Source organism: Bradyrhizobium sp., assembly GCF_016462955.1.
GTDB lineage: Bacteria > Pseudomonadota > Alphaproteobacteria > Rhizobiales > Xanthobacteraceae > Bradyrhizobium.
The window spans coordinates 9,920-14,711 of record NZ_JAEMSD010000135.1 but is presented as its reverse complement, the minus strand read 5'-3'; the positions used below and the strand labels follow the sequence as shown (position 1 = coordinate 14,711).

Genomic DNA, 4,792 nt, shown 5'->3' with positions numbered 1-4,792 from the left:
CAGGCGGTCACTTTTGAGGGTTCCCCAATGCGGCGCGCTCCCACCCTGTTAATGGCCCTCCTGGTGCCGCTCCTCGTGGCGGCCTGTGGCCGCCCGGAGTCCAAGGCCGACGCCCTAAAGGACCTGCTTACAGCGGGCGAAAATGCCCGCATTAACAACCAGTTCGACGTGGCGGAAAAGAACTTGAGGGCAGCCTTGCGGCAGAGCCCGTCCCAACCGGAAGCCATCCGTGGATTGGCTCTGCTCTACAGCGAGCAAGGCCAATGGCCGGTTGCAATTCCGTTCCTGAAGCAGGCTGCCGAACTGAAGCCGGACGACGCAGAAATTCAAACGAAGCTCGGCCTCGCGCATCTCCTGACCCGGGAGTACAAGGCCGCCCGGGAGGTCGCGACCAAGGTGCTCGAGCTATCGCCCAAGCAGGAGGACGCAGCGATTCTGCTTGCCGATAGCGGCGACACCAGCAATGCCATCAGCGACATCCGGGGCATTCTGGACGAGTTGACGAAGAAGAACGGCGATCAAGCGGGCTACCACGTGGCACGCGGAGTGCTTGAGGCCCGCCAAGGCAACGACCCAGCGGCCGAACAGCAATTTCAGGAAGCGCTCCGCCTTGATCCGAAATCTTCCGGCGCGCTGACGGCCATGGCCACGCTCAACTGGAAGCGAAAGGATTTGACCGCCGCCGAGACCGCATACCGCGCGGCGGCGGAACTCGAGCCGCCGCGATATGCTGCCACGATCCGTTATGCTGACTTCCTGATTGCCACCAACAATCAGGATCGTGCGCGCGACGTCCTGCAGAAACTGAACGAAAAATCTCCGTCTTATCTGCCGCCCCGCGTGATACTGATGAAGTTGGCATGCTCTGCCAAGCAGGATGAGGCGTGCGTCAGCCGGGTTCAGAACGTGCTGTCGCAGGATCCCATCAATTTCGATGCATTGTTGATCAGCGGAAACATCAGCCTCGAAAAGAACGATCCTACTGCCGCGATACGATCATTCGACCAGGCGCTCAAGCTCAGCGGCCAGAGCCCTCAACTCTTGTATAGCCTCGCGCGCGCGTATCTGATGGTCGCGCGCACCGTCGACGTGGTCAATGCGCGCAAGTACGTTGACAGCGCCGAGGGCCTGCTCACATCCTCCCTTCAGCTTGCACCTACCTTTGATCAGGCAGCTCTTCTTCTCGCCGATCTGAAGATTCGCAAGGGCAGCGGAGCGTCTGCCGTCGATCTCCTCACCCCCGTGATCGCCCGGCAACCGGGCCCGGAGGCATATAACCTGCTCGCTGCTGCCTATCTGTCGCAGCAAAACACCGACAGTGCGCTCGAGGTGTACCAGCGGATGGCCGGACTGTTTCCGAGAAATCCGCTTCCGCATCAAGCGATGGGTGCGATCTATGTCGCCAAGGGACAAGCAGCAGAGGCGCGGCAAAGCTTCGAGAAGAGCTTGTTGGTCTCGCCCGATTTCGGGCCTGCAACGGAAGCGCTGGTCAACCTCGACGTACAATCCAGGAATTTCGATGCGGCGCTGGCGCGCGTAAAGCAGCAACTCGACAAGCATCCCGCAGAGGCCCAGTGGTGGGGCTTGTCCGGCAAGGTGAAGCTTGACAAGGGCGACTATGACGGTGCCGAGCAGGACCTGGGCAAAGCGCTCGAGATAGATCCCGATCTGGAACTCGCCCAACTGCTGCTCGGGCGAACATATATCGCTGCGAAGAAGCCTGAGATGGCGATCAAGAAGCTCACGGAGATCACGACCCGAAAGAAGACCGTGGCTCCGCTCATTCTCCTGGCCACTCTCCAGGAGCAGCAGAAGAATATCCAGGCCGCGCGAGAGGCTTATGAGGCTGCGCTGGCGGTGGCACCCAACAATGCGATGGCGCTGAATAACCTGGCTGTCATTTACTCCAACCAGGGCGACATCGAGAAGGCATCGGACCTGGCCAAGAAGGCCCAGGATGCAGCTCCGAGCGACTCCCGGGTCAGCGACACGTTGGGTTGGATCCTGTACAAGAAGCACCAATACCGCGAGGCGTTATCGCTGCTGCGTGACAGCGCGTCGAAGAACCAGAACGATCCGGATATCCAGTTTCATTATGGAATGGCTGCCTACGCTACCGGCGACGAGAGCGCCGCCGCAGCTGCTTTCGCAAGAGTAGCGCAATCCCCAGTCGATACGCCGTTTCGATCAGAGAGCCAGCGCCGTATCGATTTCCTGTCCATGGAAGGCGGCGGCGCCGCGCCGGATGAAGCTCGGATCAAGGCTTTCCTGAAGGACTATCCGGACGATCCCGTCGCACTCAAGCGAATGAGCGAGCTCGCCTCGAAAAGGGCGGACACCGACGGCGCCATCCAGGGATACGAGAAGCTGCTTGCAATGTACCCGGAGTTCGCACCTGCTGCGCGAGAACTCACACTGCTGTATGCCGGCAAAACGGGTAACAATCCGAAAGCTTTGGAAGTAGCCTCGAAAGCGAGGCAGAGCTATCCGAGCGATCCCGAGATCGGACGGGCGGTTGGCATTCTTCAATTTAGGGCCGAAAACTATCCGCGCGCGATCGAACTCTTGAAGGAGGTCGTCAGCAAGCGCCCTGAGGACGCAACCGCGTACTATTTCCTTGGGAAGAGCTACCACGAGCTCAAAGACCGGCCGCAATGCAAATCTGCTCTCGAGCGCTCCATTGCTCTCAATGTCGGGGCACAATTCGCAGAGTCTGCAAAATCCGGGCTTGTCGATTGTACGGACCCGTCACAATAGCGCGGTCTTCGCGGCGCATGTTCAGCCGCTAGCTTCGTTCGGCTCCCAAGGCAAGCGGCTTGCCCCAACCCTCTCGCATGCCTGCAAGAGGCCTGCGCGCAGTGAGGGGCCACCTACCGGGAGGTCTCGATCTCCAGAATCTCGCGGGGGCCACCGGGCCGCGCGTCATCGAAAATACCGATGGCCAGACGTCCGGTTTTCCAAGCCATGCAGTCGAGATTGGTCCGGCCAGCGGTCAGAAGAGGGCCGGAAGGGTTCGCGTCATGTCCGTGCACAACGTGACGTTGGCCATGCCCCTGCTCGAACTGGGGCTGGTAGCGCTTCCACAGAAGAGTGCGCTCGGACTGCGCTTCCAGGGGTTGATCGGGGTCCACTCCGGCGTGCACGAAGATTCGCTGCTGATCCACATGGATCCGAGGCAGTTGCGCGATGAACTGCAAGTGAGCCGTAGGCAATCGTCTCAGGTCGGCAGGGTTTGCCGGGTCGAGACCATACGAAGCAAGCGTCTGCGCGCCGCCGTTCTGCATCCACCATTGGTGTTTTGCTTGACCGAGGCAAGCCGCCAGCATCATCACCTCGTGATTGCCTTTCAGGACAATCAGCCGGGGATGGCGATCCGGCCAGTTCATGATGAGCTCAAGGACTTCTGCGCTCCGTGGACCGCGGTCGACGTAGTCGCCCAATGTGACGATTCTTGCTTGCCGACCCCTCGAATGGTCCATGATCCGATCCACGGCCAGTTTGAGCAGGTCTGCGCAGCCGTGGATATCCGGGATCGCATATGTAAGTTCAACACCAGCCACTGCTGCACCGTATCGTGATCAAAACGCCGCTTCGGCTGGAGCACAAAGAACGAGGCGCTGGACGGCAGCTCCATTCGGCCCGCCCCGTCACCCGTATAGCATCCGCTCGTGGGGTCATAGGCCTAGTGCGCCGTGGAACTCAGATTCCAAGCCGATTGTTAATTTTTGGGCAGCTGGGGCATATTTGATCAGCTGAGCGGCGAGATTAACCCAACCGATCGACAGTTCGACCGCCGCGAAGGGGACTATTCCAATCTATTTCAATGTCGCTTTGAGATGAAGTAAGAGGAGAGGGTCGACCTTTTGTCGTGACCACCCTCCAAGACCAATTTCTCTATTGGATGTGTATTGAACATGCATACGGCTTCCAAACGTGTTGCGCTGATCACCGGAGTTACGGGACAAGACGGCGCCTATCTGGCCGAGTATCTCCTGGGACTCGGCTATGCGGTTCATGGCGTGAAGCGGCGCTCGTCATCGTTCAATACGGCGAGGGTCGACCATCTGTATCGGGATCCCCACGACGAAGACGTGCCCTTCCTCATGCACTATGGGGACATGACGGATTCGACGAACCTGATCCGTCTCATGCAGCAGATCCGGCCGACGGAGATCTATAATCTCGCGGCTCAGAGCCATGTCGGGGTGAGTTTCGAGAGCCCGGAATACACTGCCAACGCGGACGCGGTCGGAGTCCTTCGTATCCTTGAGGCCATTCGCATCCTCGGGATGGAGAAGGAAACGCGCTTCTACCAAGCGTCCACTTCCGAGTTGTTTGGACTTGTGCAGGAAATCCCTCAGAAGGAGACGACTCCGTTTTATCCGCGTTCCCCCTACGGCGTCGCCAAGCTTTACGGCTATTGGATTACTGTGAACTACCGTGAAGCGTACGGCATGTTCGCCAGCAATGGGATCCTGTTCAATCACGAAAGCCCGCTTCGCGGAGAAACGTTCGTAACGCGCAAGATCACTCGCGCCGTCGCGAGAATCGAGGTCGGCTTGGAGGATACGCTTTATCTCGGAAACCTCGACGCACAGCGCGACTGGGGACACGCGAAGGACTACGTCGAGGGCATGCACCTCATTCTGCAGGCGGATCGACCTGACGACTTCGTTCTTGCAACCGGCGAAATGCATTCCGTCCGCGAATTCGTCGCCGCTTCCTTTGCAGCAGTGGACCGCCGGATCGAATGGCAGGGGAAGGGAGTCGACGAGATCGGCATCGACAAAAA

General features: G+C 59.2%; 2 protein-coding genes and 1 pseudogene. 2 read left to right on the top strand and 1 reads right to left on the bottom strand.

The window, feature by feature from the left end; translation table 11 throughout:
- Positions 1 to 27 precede the first annotated feature (27 nt).
- Positions 28 to 2,757, top strand: a complete 2,730-nt coding sequence (locus JHD07_RS16105; RefSeq protein ID WP_291623865.1) for a tetratricopeptide repeat protein — start codon at positions 28 to 30, stop codon at positions 2,755 to 2,757.
- Between the two features lie 113 nt (positions 2,758 to 2,870).
- On the opposite strand, the gene JHD07_RS16100 is transcribed toward JHD07_RS16105, so the two are convergent.
- Positions 2,871 to 3,560: a metallophosphoesterase family protein gene (locus tag JHD07_RS16100; protein ID WP_291623863.1), complete on the bottom strand. Its 690-nt coding sequence runs from the start codon at positions 3,558 to 3,560 to the stop codon at positions 2,871 to 2,873.
- Positions 3,561 to 3,914: 354 nt separating this feature from the next.
- Between JHD07_RS16100 and gmd the strand changes: the two are divergent.
- Positions 3,915 to 4,792 (top strand): annotated as a pseudogene (gene gmd / locus JHD07_RS16095) (GDP-mannose 4,6-dehydratase); the annotation flags it as partial.

Bases quoted from the DNA above. Each gene is read 5' to 3' on its own strand.
- JHD07_RS16105 (WP_291623865.1), top strand. From the start codon at position 28: ATGCGGCGCGCTCCCACCCTGTTAATGGCCCTCCTGGTGCCGCTCCTC.